Origin of the sequence: Paractinoplanes maris (assembly GCF_023544465.1) — a bacterium.
Lineage (GTDB): Bacteria > Actinomycetota > Actinomycetes > Mycobacteriales > Micromonosporaceae > Actinoplanes > Actinoplanes maris.
Genome location: NZ_JALPVL010000002.1, coordinates 522457 through 539343, shown reverse-complemented (window position 1 = coordinate 539343; position 16887 = coordinate 522457). Strand labels below are relative to the sequence as shown.

The 16887-nt window shown below is 70.0% G+C and carries 14 protein-coding genes; 9 read left to right on the top strand and 5 right to left on the bottom strand.

The window, feature by feature from the left end:
• The first annotated feature begins 412 nt into the window (after positions 1-412).
• Entirely contained in the window at positions 413-2269 is a 1857-nt protein-coding gene (locus NAG42_RS07425) for a class I SAM-dependent methyltransferase (protein ID WP_250029013.1), read from the top strand.
• A 40-nt stretch (positions 2270-2309) separates the two neighbouring features.
• Here the strand turns inward: NAG42_RS07425 and pseI are convergent, their stop codons facing one another.
• A complete protein-coding gene (gene pseI / locus NAG42_RS07420) occupies positions 2310-3338 on the bottom strand; it encodes a pseudaminic acid synthase (protein WP_250029011.1) in 1029 nt (342 codons plus the stop codon).
• Positions 3338-3790, bottom strand: a complete 453-nt coding sequence (locus NAG42_RS07415; protein WP_369077094.1) for a GNAT family N-acetyltransferase — start codon at positions 3788-3790, stop codon at positions 3338-3340. The genes pseI and NAG42_RS07415 overlap by 1 nt, the downstream gene beginning before the upstream one ends.
• Before the next feature lie 122 nt (positions 3791-3912).
• Between NAG42_RS07415 and NAG42_RS07410 the strand changes: the two genes are divergently transcribed.
• Entirely contained in the window at positions 3913-6156 is a 2244-nt protein-coding gene (locus NAG42_RS07410) for a putative bifunctional diguanylate cyclase/phosphodiesterase (RefSeq protein WP_250029010.1), read from the top strand.
• A 9-nt stretch (positions 6157-6165) separates the two neighbouring features.
• Positions 6166-6621, top strand: a complete 456-nt coding sequence (locus tag NAG42_RS07405; RefSeq protein ID WP_250029009.1) for an NUDIX hydrolase — start codon at positions 6166-6168, stop codon at positions 6619-6621.
• 29 nt (positions 6622-6650) lie between these two features.
• Here NAG42_RS07405 and NAG42_RS07400 read toward each other — a convergent pair whose 3' ends face one another.
• The 3 genes from NAG42_RS07400 to NAG42_RS07390 all read right to left on the bottom strand — a co-directional run bounded on the left by NAG42_RS07400 (position 6651) and on the right by NAG42_RS07390 (position 9890).
• Complete coding sequence (locus tag NAG42_RS07400) at positions 6651-6986, bottom strand: hypothetical protein (RefSeq protein ID WP_250029008.1); 336 nt, start codon at positions 6984-6986, stop codon at positions 6651-6653.
• Positions 6987-7150: 164 nt separating this feature from the next.
• Positions 7151-7462: a hypothetical protein gene (locus NAG42_RS07395; RefSeq protein WP_250029007.1), complete on the bottom strand. Its 312-nt coding sequence runs from the start codon at positions 7460-7462 to the stop codon at positions 7151-7153.
• A gap of 187 nt (positions 7463-7649) precedes the next feature.
• The gene (locus NAG42_RS07390; RefSeq protein WP_250029006.1) at positions 7650-9890 is read right to left on the bottom strand and encodes a putative bifunctional diguanylate cyclase/phosphodiesterase; all 2241 of its coding nucleotides are present in this window, start codon (positions 9888-9890) and stop codon (positions 7650-7652) included.
• A gap of 276 nt (positions 9891-10166) precedes the next feature.
• On the opposite strand from NAG42_RS07390, the gene NAG42_RS07385 reads away from it, so the two are divergent.
• Genes NAG42_RS07385 through NAG42_RS07360 form a run of 6 tightly spaced genes read left to right on the top strand, consistent with a single transcriptional unit; the run spans position 10167 to position 16685 of the window.
• Positions 10167-10928: a DeoR/GlpR family DNA-binding transcription regulator gene (locus NAG42_RS07385; protein ID WP_250029005.1), complete on the top strand. Its 762-nt coding sequence runs from the start codon at positions 10167-10169 to the stop codon at positions 10926-10928.
• 54 nt (positions 10929-10982) lie between these two features.
• On the top strand, positions 10983-12341 hold the full coding sequence (locus tag NAG42_RS07380) for an ABC transporter substrate-binding protein (RefSeq protein ID WP_250029004.1): 1359 nt from the start codon (positions 10983-10985) through the stop codon (positions 12339-12341).
• Positions 12342-13271 carry a carbohydrate ABC transporter permease gene (locus tag NAG42_RS07375; protein ID WP_250029002.1) on the top strand — a complete coding sequence of 310 codons (930 nt, stop codon included), beginning with the start codon at positions 12342-12344 and terminating at the stop codon, positions 13269-13271. It abuts the gene before it with no gap.
• A complete protein-coding gene (locus NAG42_RS07370) occupies positions 13268-14140 on the top strand; it encodes a carbohydrate ABC transporter permease (protein WP_250029000.1) in 873 nt (290 codons plus the stop codon). The genes NAG42_RS07375 and NAG42_RS07370 overlap by 4 nt, the downstream gene beginning before the upstream one ends.
• Entirely contained in the window at positions 14137-15126 is a 990-nt protein-coding gene (locus NAG42_RS07365; protein ID WP_250028998.1) for a zinc-dependent alcohol dehydrogenase family protein, read from the top strand. The genes NAG42_RS07370 and NAG42_RS07365 overlap by 4 nt, the downstream gene beginning before the upstream one ends.
• 53 nt (positions 15127-15179) lie before the next feature.
• A complete protein-coding gene (locus tag NAG42_RS07360) occupies positions 15180-16685 on the top strand; it encodes an APC family permease (protein ID WP_250028996.1) in 1506 nt (501 codons plus the stop codon).
• Positions 16686-16887: the final 202 nt, after the last annotated feature.

Genomic DNA, 16887 nt, shown 5'->3' with positions numbered 1-16887 from the left:
GTCCACTGTAGGTCATGATCTTGGTGAGAATGAGGGGCGGGACAGTTACGGTCGTCTCCGGGTGATCTGTGACACACAGGATTCGTCCAGGCTCCGGCCGGTGGTGTCCTGCGAGGCGGCGCTTGCTGGTCAGTCGCGGACATTTCGCCCGTTCGGCTGGCTGCCGCGACCGGGGAACGATTCCCTAACGGTCTGCGCGGAACTTAACCTTGAGTGGTACCTTTCGGCGTCCGACTTTGCAGGTCTCGAAAGACCTGGCGATATCGCGCGCCCGAGTGAGACTAGAGGCAGCGCACCAGCAGCCGGCGATGGACGAGGGAATGCAGCACGTCAACAATCACACCGGTCACGTCCACCCGCCGGCCCGTCAGCACAAGCTGGGTCGGCCCGCTTCCACAGAGAGGGTGAAGTGATGTCGGAACGCTCCGCTGCCCTGCTTCCCAACCAGGGTACGGACTTCGCCGCCGCGCTTACCGCACCGCTGGTCAACAACCTGCGGCGTATCGGCGGCGAGATGTTCAACTGGAGCGACCGCGACCCGCAGCGCAGTGAGGCGCTGCCGCGCGGCGCCGTCCTTCGTCACCTGATCGGGCAGTTCGCCGGTCCTGGTCGCACGGTCCTGGTCGCCGGTCCGCACGCCGACGAGGTCGTCGTCGCCCTGGCCGACAGCGGCGCCTCGGTCACCTGGCTGCTCCGCTCGCTGGTCGACGCCGAGGACGCTGCCCGCAACCACTCGCAGGTCACTGTCCTGTCCGGCGCGGCGGTCAAGCTCGACGCCGGTGAGCGGTTCGACCTGGTGGTCGCGGCCGACGGCGTCGAGCGGCTGAACTCGGCCGAGGGCGAGCAGATGTCCCCGGCCCGCCTGATCGACCGGCTCGCCGAGGCCGTCCGTCCCGACGGCGTCCTGCTGCTGGTCCACGACAACCACCTCGGTGTGCACCACACCGTCCGGCTCGAGCCCGGCGCCCGCGAGCGCCTCGACTCGGACTGGTATTCCCCCGAGGACGAGCACGACCCGCAGCGCCCGGCGTCGCAGGAGCAGCTTGCGGCCCGGCTCGCCGAGTCCGGTCTGACCGTCGGCGCGTCGTACGCGGTGTTCCCCGACCCGTCCGTCCCGACCGTGCTGGTCGGCGACGGCCTGCTCGACCAGGTCTCCTCGCCGCTGCGCCCCCGGCTCGGCACCGCGCTGTCCCAGGCGTTCACCGCGGCCTACCGCGGCCGTCCCGTGCTCAGCGACCCGCGCCGTCTGGTCAGCCGGGCCCTGCGGGCCGGCGCCGAGGCCGCGCTGGCCCCGGCCTGGCTGGTCATCGCCAGGGCCGGCACGACGCCTGCCATCGACCGCCACGAGCTGCTGGTCGGCGACGCGAACGGCACCTTCGCCTACGAGGTCGCCTCACAAGAGGGCGACGTGCGCACCACCGTCCTCGAGCCGCTCTCGGGTCCGCTCGAGCGGGCCGGTCTGCGCCGCATCAGCGAGCCGTCGGCGCCCGGCGCCGACGCCGGTTACGTGGTCGAGGAACGCCTGCTGCACCTGGCCGCCACGAACGACCTGCGTGCCCTGCGGGTCGAGCTGACCCAGTTCGACGCGTGGCTGCACTCGCACGCCCAGGACGGTCTGCTGACCGGCCCGGTCGCGCTGGCCGGCCTGGCCGACGTCTTCGTCACCGAGCAGGGTCTGTCGCTGCTGCCCACCCGCTGGGAGCCGACCGAGCCCGTCCCGGTCGAGACGGCCGAGACCCGGGCGGTCTGGCAGTTCGCCGTGCAGCTGATCACTTCGGGTCAGCCGCACCCGTGGCAGATCACGTCGAGCGCGGTCGACCTGACCGCGATCATGCTCGGCATGGTGGGCCGGGGGGTCGACGCCGATCGTGTGCGCGCGGCGGTCGAGCTGCACGTGCAGCTCGAGGCGGCCGACTTCGACCTGAGCCTGGCCGACCAGCACGACCGGCGGCTGCAGCTGCTGGCCGTCACGCCCGGCACCGCCTCGGTCGACGTCGCCGGCTTCCGCGAGCTCACCGAGGCACTGTGGCGCCAGCGGTACGAGGCGAGCCATCTGCTGGCGATGATGGACTGGACCGAGCAGATGATCAAGTCGCGCGACCTCGCGGTCAGCAAGATGGACTGGGAAGTGCAGTTCTACAAGAAGTCCTGGCCGGGCCGGGTCCTCATGGTCGCCCGCAGCGGTTACCGGGTGATCGTCCGCGACGGACGTAAGTTCGTCCGGGGCCGGCGAGCCCGGCGGGCCGCCGCCAAGACACAGCAGGCATGAGAAAAGGGGGCCCCGTCCGGGGCCCCCTTTTTCGGTCAAGCTAGACGAGTTCCCAGGTCAGCGGCGTGCCCTTGGCGGCGTCGGCCACGAACGTCCGGCCGAGGACCAGCCCGATCGCGTCGGGCTCGAGGCCGCCGGTCGGGCGGATCGACCGGACGTTCTCGGGGGTGACCTTGTCGCCCGCCTTGACGTCGGCCACGACGTAGAGCGAGCGACGGAACCGCAGGCCCTCCTTCTCGGCCTCGGTCGGGCCGATGTGCGTGGTGCCCAGCGCCTGCCAGGCCCGCTCCGACTCGATCCGCATGGCCTTGAGCTCGGCCGGCTCGAGCGAGAAGGCCGAGTCGACGCCGCCGTCCGCGCGGTCCAGCGTGACGTGCTTCTCGATCAGGCAGGCGCCGAACGCGACCGAGGCGATCGGCACGCCGATGCCGTGCGTGTGGTCGCTGAGGCCGATCGGCAGCTCGAGCATCTGGGCCAGCACCGGGATGCGGCGCAGGTTCGTGTACTCCGGCGGGGCGGGGTACGACGCGGTGCAGCTGAGCACGGTGATGTCGGTGGCGCCGACGCCCTGGGCGGCCTCGACCGCGGCGGCGATCTCCTTCACCGAGGCCATGCCGGTGGAGATGATGATCGGCTTGCCGGTGCTCGCCGCGAGGCGGATCAGCGGCAGGTCGGTGATCTCCGAGGAGGCGATCTTGTAGAGCGACGCGTCCAGCTTCTCGAGCAGCTCGACCGCGGTCCGGTCGAAGGGGCTCGAGAACGGCGTGATGCCCCGCTCACGGGCGCGGTCGAAGATCGGCTGGTGCCAGTCCCACGGCGTGTGGGCGCGCTCGTACAGGTCGTACAGATAGGCCTCGGACCACAGCTCGTGGCCCTTGGAGATCTGGAAGCGGGGGTGCTTCACGTCCACGGTCATGGTGTCGGCCGTGTACGTCTGGATCTTGATCGCGTCCGCGCCGGCGTCCGCCGCCGCGTCGACCAGCGCGAGCGCCCGGTCGAGAGAGCCGTTGTGATTCCCGGACATCTCCGCGACGATGTACGGCCGCTTGTCGGGCCCGAACTTAGTCATTACTTCCCTCTCTCCGTCCAGACGACAGTCTTCATCTCGCCGTCGACGAGCCGTTCGTAGCGCCGCGTCTCCTGGAAGCCGAAGCGGCGGTGGAGCGCGAGCACCTGCTTGTTGTCGGCGAGCGTCTCGCCACCGAGCGTCTCCAGGCCCAGTGTGCCGAACGCGTAGTCCACCGCTTCCTTCTCGAGGCGCATCCACGCCGCGAGTTGCCGGTCGCCCAGACCGGCCGAGTCGAGATAGAAGGACCAGGTGTTCCCGTCGAAGATGACAACGCCGGCGGGCGTGCCCCGATCGTCTTCGTAGATCAGCACATCACGCCACCGTTTTTCCCACCACCTCGCGTGTTCCTCGGGCTTGATCTCGTGCGTGGTCAGGCTCACGGCACGCACCGACTCGTGGTTGCGCCAGGGCAGGATCATGTCCCGTTCGGCGTAGGTCGCAGGTCGCAGCACAGTGTCAAAGTATGGCCGCCCGGCGAACGTTCCCGCCGGGGACCTGGGTCACAGCGCAATTCCTCACCCTCATCCGCCGCCGGCCGATCTGACGGGAGCAATTTTCTCGAGGAGGCGACCGGATGGACGGGTTGTGGAGCAGTGGCAGTCGGCCACTGCGCGCGTCCGTAGCGCTGCTGGTGGTGACGGTTGTCGCCGTGGTGGTCAACGCGATCAACCCGGTGATCCCGTGGGCGTTCCTCTGGCTACCCGGCGTGGTCGGCGCGGGCGTGCTCGCCCTCGACTGCTTCCGGACCTCGCGCGCCGAGCACCTCCCACCGGCCGTACGGCAGTTCTGGCGCCGGATCGGCACGTTGTGCATCCCGGTCGGTCTGGGCAACGCCGCCCAGGCCTATCACACGCTCACCGCCTCCGATCCGCTGCACGCCGGCGCCGGGGCCGGGCAGATCGCCTTCCAGGGCGTCGCCGTCGTGCTGGTGATGTACGCCCTACTCCGCCTCCCGTTCGGTCACCAGACCCGCGGCGACGTGTTCCGGGTGGTGCTCGACGCCGGCACCGTGATGCTGGCCTGCGCGCTCTTCCTGTGGCACTTCTCCGGCCGCTACGCGCTCGAGGACGGCGATCCTCGGATGATCTTCACCTCGCTGGCGTTGAGTGTGCTCGCGCTGCTGGCGGTCTTCGCGGTCGCCAAGTTCTTGTTGACCAGCCAGAACCACATGGACCCGGGAGCGCTCCGGATGATCGGCGTCGCGGTGCTGATCGGCGCGATCGGTCCGGTGCTGCGACCGCTGTTCTCGTCGCTCGACCCGAACCTCTTCCCGGACATGCTCGACTTGCCGGCGCTCTACGTCGCCGGCGCACTCGCCGCTCACCGCCAGCGGACCGCACAGACCGGCCCCCGCCGCGGTGTCAAACCGGTCCGCCGGCGCCCGTTCAGCTTCCTGCCCTACGTGGCCGTCGCCGTCGTGGACGGACTGCTGCTCGCGATCACCTGGCGGGACGACAGCACCGACCGGCGCATCGTCGTGGTCAGCGCTGTACTGCTCACCGCAGTCGTCGTGCTCCGCCAGGTCACGGCGTTCCAGGACAACGGCCGGCTGCTCCTGCGCCTCGACCACAACGCCACCCACGACGCCCTGACCCAGCTGCCCAACCGCGTGCTCTTCCACGAGCGGCTGCAGAAGGCGCTGACGATGCCCGACGGCCGTGCGGTGGCCGTCGCGCTGATCGACCTCGACGACTTCAAAGAGGTCAACGACACGCTCGGGCACGAGGTCGGCGACCAGTTGCTGATCGCGGTCGCCCAGCGGCTGGCCGGCTGTCTGCGCGTCGAGGACACCGTGGCCCGGCTCGGCGGCGACGAGTTCGTGGTGGTGCTCGACGGCGCCGATCCGGACGCCGCCGACCTGGCCGCCCGCCGCATGATCGATTCCTTGCGGGCGCCCGTGCTCGTCGACGGTCACGAACTGCCCATCCGCGCCAGCATCGGCATCGCCGACGGTCACGCCGGCGACGACCCGAGCGTGCTGCTGCGGCGGGCCGACATCGCGATGTACGCCGCGAAGGCGCTGCCCGGCACCGCGGCCCTGCACTACGCGGCCGACATGGCGGCGACCTCGGTCGGTGCGGAACTGGAGGACGCGATCCGTGACGACCAGCTGTTCCTGCTCTTCCAGCCGATCGTCACGCTGGATGAGAAGCCCCGGGTGCTGGGCGCCGAGGTCCTGGTGCGCTGGAACCATCCGTTGCACGGCACGCTCGCCCCCGACGCCTTCCTGCCGCTCGCCGAACGTACGGGTCTGATCGTGCCTCTCAGCCGCTGGGTGTTGCGCGCTTCGCTGCGCCAGCTCGCCGGCTGGCCGGCCGGCACCCTTCTCAACATCAACATCTCGGCCCGGGACCTGCGCGAAGCGGATTTCGCCGCCACGGTGGCGGGGCTGCTCGACGAGTACGGTGTGGCCGCCTCCCAGATCACCCTGGAGATCACCGAGTCGATGCCGGTGGAGCCCGGCGAGTCGTTCCTGGTTCTCGAAGAGCTGCGCGCCCTCGGCGTCCGGCTGGCCCTCGACGACTTCGGCACCGGCAGTTCCCCGCTCAGCCTGCTGCACGACGTGCCCCTCGACGAGGTCAAGCTCGACCGCTCGTTCACCCAGGCCGACCCCGACGGCCGCGTGTCGGTCGCGGCGGGCGTCGTCCACCTGGCCGAGGCTCTGCACCTGCACGCCGTGGCCGAGGGCGTCGAGACCCACGAGCAGGCCGAACGGTTGCGCGAGCTCGGCTACCAGGCGGCGCAGGGCTTCCTGTTCGCCCGCCCGATGCCGGCCGCCGACTTCGAGGCGCTTCTCCCCGCGGTGGCCCGCGCCTAGGGTCAGATCATGGGGAGCTTTCACCGCCCGGCCGTACGGGTCATCTGCTTCGACGCCGACGGCCGGGTGCTCCTGATGAACTGGCGCGACCCGCACGACGGCTCCCGCCTCTGGGAACCGCCCGGCGGTGGCATCGAGGAGGGCGAGACCCCGCTCGAGGCGGCCCGCCGCGAGCTGGCCGAGGAGACCGGACTGGACTCGGCCCGGATCGGCGACACCTACCTCGACGTCCATCGCGAGACCACGTGGAAGGGCCGCCGCTACACCGGCGACGAGCAGTTCTTCGCGGCCCGTTACGACACCTCGCGCCCGGCCCTCTCCGGCGCCGGCCTGATGCCGTACGAGGTGGAGGAACTGCTCGGCCACGACTGGGTCACCCCCGCCGCGTTCGCCACCCTCCCCGACCGCCTCGAGCCACCTCACCTGGCCGAGATTCTCCCTGTGCTCCAGCAGCACGTGCGCTGAGCGCTCCGCCGAGCGGCCAGATTGTGGCGTCAGGCAGCGTCGAGGTGGCCGATGACGCGTTGCAGGACCGCGAGGGCCTCCTGGGCGTCGCGGACCTCGTTGGCGCGACCCGCGTGACGGGCCAGCCAGTCGGCGAGCGCCTCACGGACGACGCCGGACACGCCGGCCGGGTGTCCAGCCGCCTCAGCCGCGGCAATCATCGACGCGGGTAGACGGACGGCCTTGACCTGCAGCGGCCCGTCCTCCGGGTCGTGGATGACGCCCACCTTGACGCGATCGTCCCCGTCGACGATGACGGCTGTCTGTCCCTCCGGGACGAGGTCCCCGAGATCGGGGTCAGTGTGGTCGAACGGGATCGTGCTCACAGTTGCCTCTTCTCCCAAGCGCGGACCTCGCCCCCGGTGGCGGGACGCACGTCGGTGATGTCATATGCGGCGACATTACGGGCCTGACGGTCAGCGGTCACGACTATGACCCGGCCGGGCCGGCCTCCTGGAAACAGGATCTGGGTAGGCCCTTCGGCGAACCTCTATGGAAGTGCGGTATCGGCACAAGGCGACCCGGTTGAGGCGGCGATCGCCGGGGGGTGAGGTGCAGCTCGATCCCGGACGAACTCGAGCCCGGCCTGCCGCAGCGCCGTCGCCGTGCCCAGCGCCCGGGGCAGCGTCGGATCGGCTCGCGCGTCCACCGTGACGAACCATCGGGCGGCACCGTCGTCCACGGCCCAGTGATAGGCGCCCACTGGCAGGAACTCGATCGAGCGCGCCACCAGCCCCCAGCCGTCAGCCAGCCCGCGCAGCAGGTCGTCGTCCTCCCTCAGCCCGGCCGGTCGCTCCCGCACACCCAGAGTGTGCCGCAAGAGGCCGCGGGCCGAGGCGAGAGCAGGCGGTCGGCCGGGCCGACGGGAGGGCAGGCGGTCAGCCGGGCCGAGGGGAGAGCAGGCGGTCAGCCGGGCCGAGGGGGAAACAGGCGGTCAGCCGGGCCGGGGGAAGACCAAGCGGTCGTCCGGCCGGGGAGGACAAGAGGGGTCAGTCGGCTGCGGGGAAGAGCAGGTCGGCGATGGCGGTGCCGGTCAGTGGCTCGGCGAAGTAGTAGCCCTGGCCCAGCTCGCAGTTGCCACCGGCCAGGGAGGTCAGCTGGCCGGCGTGTTCGATGCCCTCGGCGATCGTCGACAGCTCGAGCGCCCGGCCCAGCTGGATGATGCCGTGGGTGAGGGCGGCCGCGGTCGGCTCGTCGACCACGTCGTCCACGAAGGACTTATCGATCTTGATGATGTCGACCGGGAAGCGGCGCAGGTAGGCCAGCGATGAATAGCCCGTGCCGAAGTCGTCGATGGCCAGGCGGAGGCCCAGTGCCTTGAGGGCTCCCAGGCGTTCCAGCGTCGCCGCCCGGTGGTCCACCAGCAGCGATTCGGTCAGCTCCAGCACCAGGCGGTCGGGGGCCAGGCCGGCCGACTTCAGCGCGGAGTCCACCACCTGGACCAGCGCCGGTTGTTCGAGCTGCACGGCCGAGACGTTCACGCTGACCGTCAGCGGCGGACCGCTGCGCCGGGTGTTCCAGGCGGCCACCCGCGAGGTGGCCTCGCGCAGCACCCACTCGCCGATCGGCACGATCATCCCGGTCTCCTCGGCCAGCGGGATGAAGTCCATCGGCGCCACGATGCCGCGGGTGGGGTGCTGCCAGCGGATCAGCGCCTCGACGCCGGTGATCTCGCCGGTCTGCAGGTGCACGATGGGCTGGTAGCGCAGCTCGAACTCGTGCCGCACGACCGCCCGGCGCAGGTCGGCCTCCAGGGCGATGTGCGCCTGGAACGCCTCCTGCATGGCCGGCTCGAACACCTCGAACCGGTCCTTGCCCTGCTTCTTGGCCTGATACATGGCGAGGTCGGCGTGGACCATGAGCTCGGCCACGTCGTGCTCGTCGGGCCCGCTGAACGCGATGCCGATGCTGGAGCTGATGAAGGCTTCGGCGCCGAACAGGTCGAACGGCTCGCGCAGGGCGGACAGGATGCGGTTCGCCACCCGTACGGCCTCATCCGCACCCAGCGCCCCCGGCAGCAGCACGGCGAACTCGTCGCCGCCCAGCCGCGCCGCCGTGTCGCCCTCCCGCAGGCAGCTCTGGATCCGGTCGGCCACCCCGGTGAGCAGCGCGTCGCCCGCCGCGTGCCCGAGCGAGTCGTTGACGACCTTGAAGCGGTCGAGGTCGACGAAGAGCACGGCGGCGCCCAGACCGGCGGCGCCCAGCGCCTCCTCCATCCGGGCCTGGAAGAGCGCGCGGGTGGCGAGGCCGGTCAGCGAGTCGAGGAAGGCCTCGTTCATCGCCTCCTGGGTGCGGGCGTCGGTCAGCGCGAGACTGAGGTGCTCGGCGAAGGCCTGGAGGATCTCGCGGGCCGGCTTCTCCCAGTCGCGGCGGGCCCCGAACGTGCCGACCGTGAGGCTGCCGGCGACCTGCCCGTTCTCGTGCAGCGGAGTGGCCATGACGGACTGGAGCTGGAGGGCGGTCATCGGCGGCAGCGCGATCGGGCAGGAGGCGTAGTCCTCGACCGCGATCAGCTCGTCGCCGAGGATCGCCAGGCCCGAGACACCGCCCGCGGACACCGGTACCCGGCGGCGCCGGGCGGCCACCTCCGGTTGCACGCCCAAGGCGGCCACGGTGCTGGCCAGCGCCGGGTCGTCCCGCTCGACCAGGTTGATCGCGACCATGTCGACGCCCAGCAGGTCCCGTACCGCGGTCAGGACCATGTCGAAGATCTGGGGGACGGGCAGGCGCCGGCCGATCGCCCGCTGCACGGCGGCCATCTCCTCGAAGACCCGCCGGCCCTGGTCGAGATAGCCGAGCAGGCGGCCGTTCTCCTCGGCGTAGCGGCGCTCCGACTCGACTATGTGCAGCGACTGGAGGCTGAGCTCGAGCACCCGGGCCATGCCGCGAAGCAGGCACACCTCCTCGGCGGTGAAGGCCTCCCGGGTACGCCCGAGGACCAGCACGCCGGGGGAGGCGCCGCCGATCCGGGCGTAGGTGACCGCGTACCGGGCGTCCAGCAGGTCGAGGGTGACGCGCCGGCCCGCCGCGACCTCGGCCAGCGGATAGGCGGGCACCTGGTCGGCGGGCAGGCCGATGGCCGCCACCACACTCCCGTCGATCAGGAGGACGGCGACGTCCGCGTCGAGGGCGCGGGCAGCGCACTCCACGGCGGCGTCGTGGGCGGCCGGACCGGCAGGCCGGTCGGCGACCGCGGAGAGGAACTCACCCAGTTGATCCGTCGCTAGCACACGTTGCCAGTCGTCAGGCCGGGCCCCGACTTGAGCGAAACGGGGGCGGGTGGCGAGCCCGCCCGACCTCACACGACCGGTCACGATGTGGTCATGTTTTCCGGCGAAGCGGTCAGACGATTCGCGGACACTGCCCTAATTTAGAGTGATCTTGGTCGGCCGGAAGGCTTGGGCAAACGGGCAAGTAAACAACGAAGTCTGTGACCTTGTGATGGAGGCCACAGGTTTCTCCGGTGTTACAAATAGGTCGGTCGACGGGCGGGGAGGTGACGGCAATTGAATGCGGACGAGCGACAGCATCAGATAGTCGCGCTGGCCCGCCGGCACGGCGAAGTGGAAGTCGCGAAACTCGCGGCCGAACTCGACGTCTCGGCCGAGACCATTCGCCGCGACCTGCGCCTGTTGGAGAAGCATGGGCTGATCCGGCGGACGCACGGCGGGGCGTACCCGGTGGAGACCGCGAAATTCGAGACCGACCTCGCCATGCGGACCATCCGCGGCGTACCCGAGAAGCGGCGGATCGCGGCGGCCGCGGCCGGGCTCATCGGGGACGCCGAGACGATTTTCATCGACGAGGGCTTCACCCCGCAGCTGATCGCCGAGGAGCTGCCCACCGACCGTCCGCTCACGGTGGTCACCGCCTCGCTCAACACCGCCGCCTGGCTGGCGGCCTCCACCCCGGCCACCGTTCTGCTGCTCGGCGGCCGGGTGCGGGGGCGCACCCTGGCCACCGTCGACCACTGGGCGGCGGCCATGGTCTCCGGCTTCGTGATCGACCTGGCCTTCATCGGGGCCAACGGGATCTCCCGCGAGGTCGGTCTCACGACTCCGGATCCGGCCGTCGCGGACGTGAAGGCGCGTGCGGTGGCGGCCGCTCGTCGCCGGGTCTTCGTCGGCATTCACACAAAATTCGGCGTTCGCACATTCTGCCGATTCGCCGAGATATCTGATTTCGAGTCACTGGTCACGGACACCTCATTGCCGGTTTCCGAGGCGAACCGCTATGCCCGGCTGGGGCCACAAGTCATCCGGGTCTGAACCACAACGAAACTCTCCCCACTCGCCGTTTTCGAATAAAACGGAGGTTCCACCATGCCCAGATTCGCCAAGGCGGTGGCCGCGACCGCGGCCGGACTGCTGCTGGTCACCACCGGCTGCTCGGGGGCCGGCTCGACCGGCGGCAGCAGCGGTGACTCGGCCGACAACACCATCACCGCCCTGATGGTCGGCAACCCGCAGATGGAGGACATCCAGAAGCTGACCGCCGAGAACTTCACCAAGCAGACCGGGATCACCGTGAAGTTCACGATCCTCCCGGAGAACGAACTGCGGGACAAGGTCACCCAGGACGTCGCAAACCAGGGCGGACAGTACGACGTGGCCACGGTCGGCGCCTATGAGGTGCCCATCTGGGCCAAGAACGGCTGGCTGCACGAGGTGTCGACGCAGGCCCAGGCCGACTCCGCGTACGACGTGAACGACCTGATCAAGCCGATGGTCTCCTCGCTGAGCGGCGAGGACGGCAAGCTGTACGCCGCCCCCTTCTACGGCGAGTCGTCGTTCCTCATGTACAACAAGGAGCTCTTCGACGCCAAGGGCCTCAAGATGCCCGAGAAGCCCACCTGGGCCCAGGTCGCCGACTTCGCCGCGAAGCTCGACGACAAGAGCAAGGGTGTCTCCGGCATCTGCCTGCGCGGCCTGCCCGGCTGGGGTGAGCTCTTCGCGCCGCTGACCACCGTGGTCAACACGTACGGCGGCACCTGGTTCGACAAGGACTGGAACGCCCAGGTCAACTCGCCCGAGTTCAAGGCGGCCACCGACTTCTATGTGAACCTGCTCAAGCAGCACGGCCAGCCCGGTGCCCCGCAGTCCGGCTTCACCGAGTGCCTCAACACGTTCGGCCAGGGCAAGGCGGCCATGTGGTACGACGCCACCTCGGCCGCGGGCACGCTGGAGGACCCGAACGCCAGCAAGGTGGCCGGCAAGGTCGGCTACGCGTACGCCCCGGTGAACAAGACCGAGTACTCCGGCTGGCTGTGGACGTGGGCCTGGGCGATGCCCAAGACCACCAAGAAGGCCGACGCCGCCTGGAAGTTCATGTCCTGGGCGACCAGCAAGGACTACGAGAAGCTGGTCGGTCAGCAGCTCGGCTGGTCGCGGGTGCCGTCGGGCAAGCGCACCTCGACCTACTCGATCCCGGAGTACAAGGAGTCGGCCAAGGCGTTCGCCGACGTCACGCTCGGCTCGATCGAGCACGCCGACCCGACCAACCCCGGTGTGCAGCCCCGGCCCGCGCTGGGCGTGCAGTTCGTCGGCATCCCGGAGTTCGCCGACCTCGGCACGAAGGTGTCGCAGGAGGTGAGCGCGGCCATCGCCGGCAGCAACACGGTCGACAAGGCGCTGGCCGACGGTCAGAAGCAGGCCGAAGACGTGGCGAAGAAGTACAAGTAAGTGACCACCACGGTCGCCCGGCAGGACAGGCGCACCCAGCCGCCTGTCCTGCCCGTCAAGGGTGGAGCCAAAGACCGCTGGATACGACGAGCGCCCCTGCTGCCCGCGCTGATCTTCGCCATCGTGGTCACTCAGGTGCCGTTCCTCTACACGCTCTATCTCTCGACGCTGAGCTGGAACGCGCTGCGACCGGGTGACAAGCCGTTCGTCGGACTCGACAACTACGTCACGGTCCTCAGCGACACGCGACTGCGGTCGGCGCTGGTGAACACCGTGGTGCTCACGGCGGGCGCGGTCGTCTTCTCGATGATCCTGGGCCTGATGCTCGCGCTCCTGCTGGACCGTAAGTTCCTGGGCCGGGGAATCGTCCGGACCATGCTGATCACGCCGTTCCTGGTCATGCCGATCGCGGCGGCGCTGCTCTGGAAACATGCGATCTTCAACCCGACGTACGGCCTGATCAACGGCTTCTTCGGCGGCTCGACCGACTGGGTCTCGTCGTATCCGAAGGGTGCCGTGATCGCCACGATGGTGTGGCAGTGGACGCCGTTCATGATGCTGATCCTGCTGGCCGGCCTGCAGTCGCAGTCGAACGACGTGATCGAGGCGGCCCGGGTCGACGGCGCGAACGCGTGGCAGATCTTCCGCCGGATGACCCTGCCCCACCTGCGCCAATATCTCGAGCTGGGCGCGCTGCTGGGCTCGATCTACCTGGTCAACACCTTCGACGCGATCTTCACCATCACCCAGGGCGGTCCTGGAACGGCGACGACCAACCTGCCGTACGAGATCTACCTGACCATGTTCCGCAAATTCGAGTACGGCGAGGCGTCCGCGGCGGGCGTGGTCGTGGTGATCCTGACGATCATCGTCGCGACGTTCGCGCTGCGGGTCATCTCGGGGCTCTTCAAGCTGGAGGAGAACCGATGACGGCGGTGAGCCTGCCCGCGGCGGAGACCCGGCCCGTGGCAGAGAACAAGAGGAAGAGCTCGACCAGGCACAACACGATCTGGGGGGTGGTCGCCTGGGTCGCCGGCATCGTCTTCGTCTTCCCGGTGATCTGGATGGTGCTCACCAGCTTCAAGCAGGAGAACGCGGCCGCGACCAACCCGCCGACCTGGTTCTTCGCGCCGACCCTGGCGCAGTACGGCCAGGTCTTCGACCGCAACATCACCCCGTTCCTGCTCAACTCGCTGATGGCCAGCGTCTTCTCGACGCTGCTGGTGGTGCTCCTGGCGACCCCGGCCGCGTACGCCCTGTCGTTGCGCCCGGTGGCGAAGTGGAGCGACTCGCTGTTCTTCTTCATCAGCACCAAGATGATGCCGGTCGTGGCCGCGTTCCTGCCGGTCTATCTGCTGGTCAAGCATCTGGGCATGCTCGACAACATCTGGACGATGGTCCTTCTCTACACGAGCATGAACCTGCCGCTCGCGGTCTGGATGATGCGCTCGTTCCTGTTGGAGGTGCCCCGGGAGGTCCTCGAGGCCGGCGAGGTCGACGGCGCGGGCCTGATCATGTCGATCCGCAAGATCATCCTGCCGATCGTCAGCCCCGGTCTGGCCGCGACCGCGCTGATCTGCTTCATCTTCAGCTGGAACGAGTTCTTCCTCGCTCTGAACCTGACCGCTACGAACGCGAGCACCGCGCCCATCTTCCTGGTCGGCTTCATCTCGTCCGAGGGCGCGTTCCTGGCCCGGCTCTGCGCCGCCGCCACCCTGCTGTCCCTGCCGGTGCTCATCGCCGGCTGGGTGGCGCAGAACAAGCTGGTACGAGGTCTGTCGATGGGAGCCGTCAAGTGAGAGCAGCCGTCGTCGTCACGCCCGGCACGATCGCCGTCGAGAACGTGCCGGACCCGGCGCCGGGCCCGGCCGACGTGGTGGTCAAGCCGGCCGCCGTCGGCATCTGCGGCACCGACCTGCACATCATGGACGGCGAGTTCGCGCCGTCCTTCCCGATCGTGCCGGGCCACGAGTTCGCCGGTGAGATCGTCGCGGTCGGCTCGGAGGTCACCGGCTACGCGGTCGGTGACCAGGTGGCGGTCGACCCGTCCCTGTACTGCGGTTACTGCTATTACTGCAAGCGGGCGCGGGGCAACCAGTGCGAGAACTGGGCCGCGATCGGGGTCACGGTGAGCGGTGGCGCGGCCGAGTTCGTGGCGGCGCCGATGGCCAACCTGTTCGCGCTGCCCGACCACCTCGCGGCCCGCGACGCGGCCCTGATCGAGCCGCTGTCGTGCGCGGTGCGCGGATTCGACGTGCTGCCGCGGGCGATGGCCACCTCGTACCTGATCTATGGCTCCGGGACGATGGGGCTGATGATGCTGGAGCTGGCCAAGCGGGCCGGTGCCGAGTCGGTGTCCATGGTGGATCTCAACCCGGATCGGCTGGCGACGGCGAAGCGGCTGGGCTGCTCGGCCGCCACCACCTCGGCCGAGGAGCTCGACGCGCCGCGCGGTTTCGACGTGGTCATCGACTGCACCGGCGCCGAGGCGGCGATCCGGGATGGTTTATCCAGGGTCGGGAGAGGTGGCACGTTTCTCCAATTCGGAGTGTCGAGCTATGACGCCCGGGTCGCGATCGAGCCGTACGAGATCTATCGGCGCGAGATCACGATCACCGGCTCGATGGCGGTGCTGCACAGCTTCGACCGGGCCGGCCAGCTGCTCGCGGCCGGTGTGCTCGACCCGGCGATCTTCGTGAGTCACCGGTTCCCGCTGGACGAATACGCCCAGGCGCTCGACCAGTTCCGGGCCGGGGTCGGACGGAAGATCCTCATCGAACCTTGAGGGAAACCTCACGGTCAGTTGTCAGGTAGTCACTCTTCAGATCAAATAGAGGCGTGGGACCGACCGAGGACTCGCCGCACACCCTCGCCGCCGGCCGTCTGGGTGCGGCCGCGGTCACGTTCTTCGCCCTGGCCGTGACCGCGCCGATCGCCGTTCTGATCTCCGTGGTGCCCGCCGCCTATGCCACCGGCGGCGGGCCTCTCGTCCCGCTGAGCTTCCTGGCTCTCGGCGTGGTGCTCATGCTGTTCGCCCCCGGATACGCGGCCATGGCCCACCGCGCGCCCTTCGCCGGTGCGATGTACACCTTCGTCGCCCGCGGCCTGGGCCGCCCGGCCGGCACCGGCTCGGCCTGGCTCGCCCTCGCGTCCTATCAGGCGATCCAGCTCGGTCTCTACGGTCTGGTCGGCGCGGCCGCCGCTCCCGTGCTGAGCAGCTGGTTCGGCGTCAGTGCCGAGTGGTGGATGGTCGCGGCCGGCTGCTGGCTGCTGGTGGCGCTCGGCGGCACGATCCGGGTCGAGGTCGCCGGCGGTCTGATCGCCCTGCTCGTGCTGACCGAGATCGCGGTGGCGGCCGGCTTCGCCACGGCCAATGTGCTCGACCCGGGTGCCGGTGGGCTCACCGTCGGCAGCATCCTCCCGCCGGGGCCGGGGATCGACCGGTCCGCTGTCGGTCTGCTGCTCGCCGTGGGTCTGCTGGCCTTCGCCGGCTTCGAGACCGCCGGGGCGTACGCCGAGGAGTCGATCCGCCCGCGGCGGGACACCGGCCGGGCCACGTACGCGACGGTGGCCGCCTTCGCCCTGCTGCTGGCCGGCACCTCGTGGTCGCTCAGCGCGGCCGCCGGCGCCGGCCGGATCACCGAGCTGGCCCAGGCTCGCGGCTCCGAGCTCATGTTCGACCTGGCCGCCGCCCGGCTCGCGCCGTGGGCCGTCACGCTGGGCCGGTTGGTGCTGCTCACTGGCCTGCTGGCGGCGATCCTGGCGCTGCACCAGGTGATGTCGCGCTACCTGTTCGCCCTGGGCCGCGAGCGGGTCCTGCCGGCCGGTCTCGGGCGCACCTCCCGCCGTACGCTTGCTCCTCGCACCGCCTCGCTCACCCAGTCCGCCGTGGCCGCCCTGCTGCTGGCCACCGGCGCCGCGGTGGGAGTGGCCGACGCGCCGCAGACCGGGCACCACCTGATGATCGCGGGCGGGCTGGGCATCCTCGTGCTCCTGCTCGCCACCTCGGTGGCTGCCCTGCTGCACCTCAACCGGGTGCCCGACGGCGAGGGCGCGTTCACCCGTTTCGCCGGTCCGGTGCTGGCCACGGTCGCTCTGGGCTCCCTGACCTATCTGGTCTGGGTTGATCTGGCCGAACCGCTGCGCCGGCTTCTGCCGGTCGGCCTGGCCGCGGTCGCCCTGCTCGGGGTGCTGCACGGGCTGATAGTGCGCGGCGCCCGGCCGGTGATCTATGCGGGCATCGGTCAGGGCGGCGTCCCGGTGGTGGTCACCCCGGAGCTGCCGCGACCTCGGGCCTCGATCAAGGAGCCGGGCGCGCACCGGCCCGAGCGAGTGCGAAGCTGATGCGCGCGCCGGATCCGCCACCCGAACGGGAGCGGATCCGTGCGCTGGGGATGGACCCGGCAACCGGCCGATATCGGCACAACGAGGCCGAGACGGCCGTCCGCATCGAGATCGAGCTGGGCGTACGCCTGACCCGGGCCGCCCCCGGCTGCCGGGCCGACTGGTTCGATGCGAGCGGCCGGTCCTACGACGCGGTGGGCCC